The organism is Winogradskyella sp., from assembly GCF_028289625.1.
Lineage (GTDB): Bacteria > Bacteroidota > Bacteroidia > Flavobacteriales > Flavobacteriaceae > Winogradskyella.
On the sequence record NZ_JANQOM010000035.1, the window covers coordinates 1 to 5,762 of the forward strand.

Genomic DNA, 5,762 nt, shown 5'->3' on the forward strand with positions numbered 1-5,762 from the left:
CTATGAGTACAAATGAACCATTAATTAGTTGAATTAGGAGTAGCGTATGAGTGCAAGCCAGGAATTCACATTGAAAGATGTTACTGCGGCCATGATTAAGGCTGTTAGAAAAGAAACGAGAGCGGGCACTATTGATTGTCGAGATGCTCTAATTGAGAGTTGTGGAGACGTTGATAAAGCAATTGCAATATTAAAAGAGAAAGGAATCGGAACACCAAAAAAGGTATGGACATAAATTACACAAGATAATATAGACTTTAAGAATCTGGGGTAGATCTTAAGTAAATATTTAATTAATCATAAGTATGAGGAGATAAAGATGGCAAGTTATCCAGATCTTTTACCACATTCTGAAAATCCGTTGAAGCCGTCTGCATGGCTGGAATCAGATCAGATCGAGTTTGCATATTGGGTACCCAATATTTCGGGGGGATTGGTAATAACCACATTACCTATGGATACCGACTGGACGCCAGAAGCAAATATAAAATACGCGCAAGACGCAGAAAGTGTAGGGTTTGCAACAGCATTAGCGCAAACAAGGTGGTTTGCAAGTTATGGTGCAGATCATCAACATGAAGCGTTTACTATCGCAAACGTAATTTTACAGCATACGAAAAAAATAGAAGTCATAACTGCGGTTCATCCAGGCTTATGGCATCCGGCTATTGTTGCAAAAATGCAGGCTTCGCTTGACGTTTGTAGTCAAGGTAGAACGTCGATAAATATTGTGAGCGGATGGTTCAAGGGCGAATTCACAGGATATGGGTTGCCTTGGCTAGAGCACACAGAACGATATCGTCGATCTGAAGAATTTATTCGTATTATGAAAGGCATGTGGGTTGAAGAAGAGTTTACTTTCTATGGTGACTTTTACCAAATTAATGGTGCACCAATGCTGCCAAAACCTCTGCACAGACCAGTAGTATTTCAAGGTGGAAACTCAAAAGATGCGCGTAGAATGGCAGGACGCGTAACTGACTGCTTGTTTATGAATGGCAATACAAATAAAGGTTTTAAAGAGATTATGGATGATTCAATTGCAGCAGCAGTAGAATCTGGTCGAGATCCCAAAGAATTAAAATTTGGTGCGAATGGATTTTGTATTGTTCGAGACACTGTAGATGAAGCAACAGAAACTTTAAGAGATATTATTGTTAATGCTGACGTCGAAGCCGTAAAAGGATTTGGCGAGGCAGTAAAACATGCGGGTCGAGAATCTAAAGAAGGTGAGGGAATGTGGGCAAATTCTTCATTTGAAGATTTAGTTCAATACAATGATGGCTTTAAAACAGGGCTAATCGGAACGCCTGAGACGGTTGCAGATCGAATTATTGAACTCAAGCAACTTGGAATGAAAGTAATACTATGCGGATTTTTACATTACAACACGGATTTAAAAGCATTTGGTGAACAAGTAATACCATTGGTTAGAGAAAAGGAAGAAGATCTCAGAAAAGGAAAAAGTTACGGAAAGAAAAAATCAGCATAAACATAGTTAGACAGTACAATTAGTTTCATATAGCTATATATGTAATTGAAAAAGGAACCATACTAATTTATAGAATGCGTTCCTTTTCAATTCAAATATAGGAATTAAAAAAACAAATAAGAAGCGTTGTTAAAATGAGATTACTAGGTGTATCTGGTGGACCAACTCAAAGTTCAAAGACGTTATTAGCTGTAAAAACATCATTGAACTATGCGAAAGCCTATGACGAAACTGTCGAAACAGAAGTTGTAAATGTAAGTGAATATAATGTTCAATTTTGCGATGCACGAGACCCTGCTAAGTACGAAGGAGATTCAAAGTTACTCATTGATAAAATAATTAGTGCAGATGCTTTAATATTTGGAACACCAATGTATAGGGGTACCTATACTGGAATTCTTAAAAACTTATTTGACCTAATACCTAACGATGCAATTTTAGGTAAGCCAGTTGGATTAATAGCAACAGGGGGTAGTGATCACCATTATTTGGCGTTAGAGCACGAACTAAAGCCGTTACTGGGATTCTTTTTAGCAATAGTATTACCCGGTGTGGTATATGCTAACAATCAACATTACACAAATGGCGAGCTTAGTAGTGATGAAATAAAGGATAAGCTAAAACAGCTAGGCACCTCCATAGTCAATTTTCATAGAATGATGCCAGACGATAAGTACAGCATTATTGGTGCATTGGGACCTACAATTAAACGTAAGTCGTTATCAGATAAATAGCAAATGATACAGACGTAAATTATAGGAGGATTAGTAAATGACCGACAAGAGTCCAAAATATAAAGTCATCCAGCAAGTAGTAGATACAGAAACCTACAGAACAGACACTTCTACTTTGCTTGCGTATGATGAAAGTAAAAAACAATTTCTTTTCAGGGCATTAAATTCAAATTATTTTGTACAAGATGATAATGAAGAAAATATAAAAGTGCTAGAAACAGAAGAAGCAGAAGAATTATGGAATAGCTTACCCAGTAAACATGTTGTGAATATTACAGCTGCATTTCCTAAAAATCATGGTGGCGTAGGAATGGATACATACACCAATCTGTACGATGATTAATTTTTAAGAACTATTAAATGTAATGTAACTTGTTGACTAACAGATAAAAAGGACTGTTAGTATAAAATTAAAACTAATTTTATATATGGTATGGATGTGGATTCATTTCAACAAGAAATAAAATATTGTAGCCGATGCGGATCTAAAATAGAACAAATAGAAATAGACAGCGCAGGCCATATGCATCATATTTGCCTACGTTGTGATGCGGTATTTTATGATAATCCAAAAATTATCGTAAATACTTTGATAGAGTGCAACAACAAAATACTATTGTGTAAAAGAGCAGTCAAACCCAAAATTGGCTTTTGGACGTTGCCAGGTGGATACATGGAGAGTAACGAAACGACTGATGGCGCTGCTATAAGAGAAACAAAAGAAGAAACTGGGGTAGATGTAAAAAATTTACAACTTTATGCCTTATTTAACTGCCCTGCTATAAATCAAGTATATTTCATATTTCGCGGGCATGTGCATAACGAAAACACATGCACAAGCGAAGAAACTTCTGAAGTTAAATATTTTTCCGAGTGTGACATACCTTGGGAAAATCTGTCATATGGATTAATGAGGCAGGTTTTAGACTGGTATTTTCAGGATAAAACAGAGGGTAAATATAGATTTAGAACAGACGACACATATGAAATATGTCCAGACTGAGTATAGAAGAGATTGATTTTATAATTTAATAGATCAAGTAAATCTATAAAATACTTGTAAAAGAATTTAAATGCTTTTTCAAAAACCTAGGGTTTATACCGGAACCTGCGACAATGTAATGATGTGTAAATATGAAACAATAAAAAGCAACTAAGAACAATCAACGAGTCATTACGAAACATATATATAATGACTTTCATTCATTCAATTATAAGCCTAAGTATTTCAAAAACATAGAAAAATGGCTTATTTATTGCATTATCTATAGATATAAAAATTTAAAGAAACGTGCACGACTATAAAACAGCTCGTCGTTGGTCGATTTAATAATAATCATAAATCAGAACCTACTAATCCGTATTGAATAAACATGTCAGAGGAAAATATACAAAGTCTAGATAGGGTCAAAGTGTCAGTCAATAATATGATTGAAAAAGCTGAGAAAGATCCGGATTTTGGCAAGTTTAAATACTATGTAAACACAACTTGGGAAGGTGGGACTCTGTGTAAAAACCAAATACGTAGAGCCCATAAGTTGTTAGTAGATGAACCAGCAGCGTTTGGTGGAGATGATTTAAGTGCCAGTCCTGTGGAATTAGTATTAGTCGCGTTAGGTTCGTGTCAACAAATTATGTATTCTGCACTAGCCTCAGTGAGAGATATCCCATTAGAAGAATGCGAGGTAACTTTGAAAGCAAAGTTAGACGTGCGTGGATTATTAGGGATAAATGAAAGTATGAATGTTTTCCCAGGATTTTCTGATATAAGTTATGAAACAAAGTTAAAAAGTTCAGCTGAGAAAGAAAAATTAGAACAATTAGTAGAAGATGTAGAGAATCAATGTCCTGTGATGGATATGTTAACACGAAATGTAAAAATTAATGGCACTACACAGATTAATGGAGATGTTTTTGATCAGAAACATATAGACAGTAGTGACTCATTGCTAGAAAGAATAATAAGTAAGTTTAAAAGAAAATCTGGTTGAGTAGCTAAGAGATTAGTTATGTGATTGGAAAAATAAGTGCATCCTAATAATAGCTAAACTAGATACTTAGATGTTTTAAAAATACAAAAAATACAAAAAAATGATTACTTATCCTAAAGATGAAAAATATGCCGCATTATATGGCTGGTCGATTCGAGATCCAGAAAATTTTTGGGCAGAGCAGGCTGGATATTGTTTGGATTGGATGCAGGCCTGGGAAAAAGTATTTATCAAAGACAAAGACGTCACTCACGCGAAATGGTTTACGGGCGGAAAATTAAACGTCTCATTTAATTGTCTAGATCGACATTTAGAGCAAAGAGGAGATAAAACAGCAATTATATGGGAGGGAGATGAATCAAAAGATCGTCGCACTCTAAGTTATAAGCAATTGCATATCGAAGTATGTAAATTTTCGAATGTACTTAAATCATTTCAAGTTAAAAAAGGCAGCAGAGTATGTATCTATATGCCTAATATAATAGAAACAGCAGTAGCCATGCTAGCATGTGCCCGCATAGGAGCGATTCATTCTGTAATATTTGGTGGGTTCTCTGCAAATGCTGTAAAAGACAGAATTAATGACGCGCAATGCAATGTTGTTATTACAGCTAATCAAGGTATGCGAGGCGGCAGTGCTGTTGAAATCAAAAATATAATGGATGAAGCATTGCAAGGTAATGATTGTGTTCAGAAAGTTATAGTTATTAAGCATACTGATGAAAGTACGTATATGAAGGAAGGGCGTGATGTTTGGTATCACGAATTAATGGGTAGTGCAGATGAGGCGTGTATTCCAGAGCAAATAGATTCAAATGATCCATTATTCTTGTTATACACTTCAGGCTCTACTGGTAAACCTAAAGGCATACTTCACTCATCAGCGGGTTACTTGTTGCATTGTGCATTAACTTTCAAGTACGTATTTAACTATAAAGAAGAAGACGTATATTGGTGCACAGCTGACTTAGCTTGGATTACAGGGCATTCTTATGTGCTTTATGGGCCATTAGCAAATGGTGCAACAATAGTTATGTATGAAGGTGTGCCAAATTATCCTAGTGCTAGTCGATATTGGAATATAATCGATCGTTATGAAGTCAATACTTTCTACACTGCGCCAACGATATTAAGAACGCTTGTAGGAATGGGAGACGATCACTTAGAGCGTTCATCACGTGAAAGTCTTAGATTGCTAGGTACGGTTGGAGAGCCGATCGATTCCGATACATGGAATTGGTACTTTACGAAAGTAGGTAATGGAAAATGCCCTATACTGGATACGTGGTGGCAAACAGAAACTGGTGGGATAATGATTTCTCAATTGCCGCATACTCTTACATATGGAAAAGGAGAAAACGCGGAACCGCTATTCGGTATTGTACCTGGTTTGGTAGATGATAGTCATAATTTAACAAAAGAAAAGTCAGGGAATTTAGTGATTAAAGAGCCTTGGCCAGGACAAATGCTTACGATATATAACGATCAAAAAAGATTTGAAGAAACTTATTTTACCGAAGCATCTAAAGGAGGATTTTATATTCC

The 5,762-nt window shown here is 35.8% G+C and carries 7 protein-coding genes; all 7 read left to right on the top strand.

The genetic code is table 11. The features are described 5' to 3' along the window. The first annotated feature begins 46 nt into the window (after positions 1 to 46). On the top strand, positions 47 to 235 hold the full coding sequence (locus tag Q0992_RS07260; RefSeq protein ID WP_299521713.1) for a hypothetical protein: 189 nt from the start codon (positions 47 to 49) through the stop codon (positions 233 to 235). A gap of 84 nt (positions 236 to 319) precedes the next feature. Then, positions 320 to 1,492, top strand: coding sequence for a dimethylsulfone monooxygenase SfnG (sfnG, locus tag Q0992_RS07265; protein ID WP_299521716.1), 1,173 nt, complete (start codon positions 320 to 322; stop codon positions 1,490 to 1,492). Between the two features lie 134 nt (positions 1,493 to 1,626). Next, a complete protein-coding gene (locus Q0992_RS07270; RefSeq protein WP_299521719.1) occupies positions 1,627 to 2,226 on the top strand; it encodes an NADPH-dependent FMN reductase in 600 nt (199 codons plus the stop codon). A gap of 37 nt (positions 2,227 to 2,263) precedes the next feature. Further along, complete coding sequence (locus Q0992_RS07275; protein WP_299521722.1) at positions 2,264 to 2,569, top strand: hypothetical protein; 306 nt, start codon at positions 2,264 to 2,266, stop codon at positions 2,567 to 2,569. A gap of 90 nt (positions 2,570 to 2,659) precedes the next feature. After that, the gene (locus Q0992_RS07280; protein ID WP_299521725.1) at positions 2,660 to 3,229 is read left to right on the top strand and encodes an NUDIX domain-containing protein; all 570 of its coding nucleotides are present in this window, start codon (positions 2,660 to 2,662) and stop codon (positions 3,227 to 3,229) included. A 370-nt stretch (positions 3,230 to 3,599) separates the two neighbouring features. Next, complete coding sequence (locus Q0992_RS07285) at positions 3,600 to 4,217, top strand: OsmC family protein (protein WP_299521728.1); 618 nt, start codon at positions 3,600 to 3,602, stop codon at positions 4,215 to 4,217. A 100-nt stretch (positions 4,218 to 4,317) separates the two neighbouring features. Next, positions 4,318 to 5,762, top strand: a 1,445-nt coding sequence (locus Q0992_RS07290) for an acetate--CoA ligase (RefSeq protein WP_299521731.1), incomplete at its 3' end; no start/stop codon positions are given.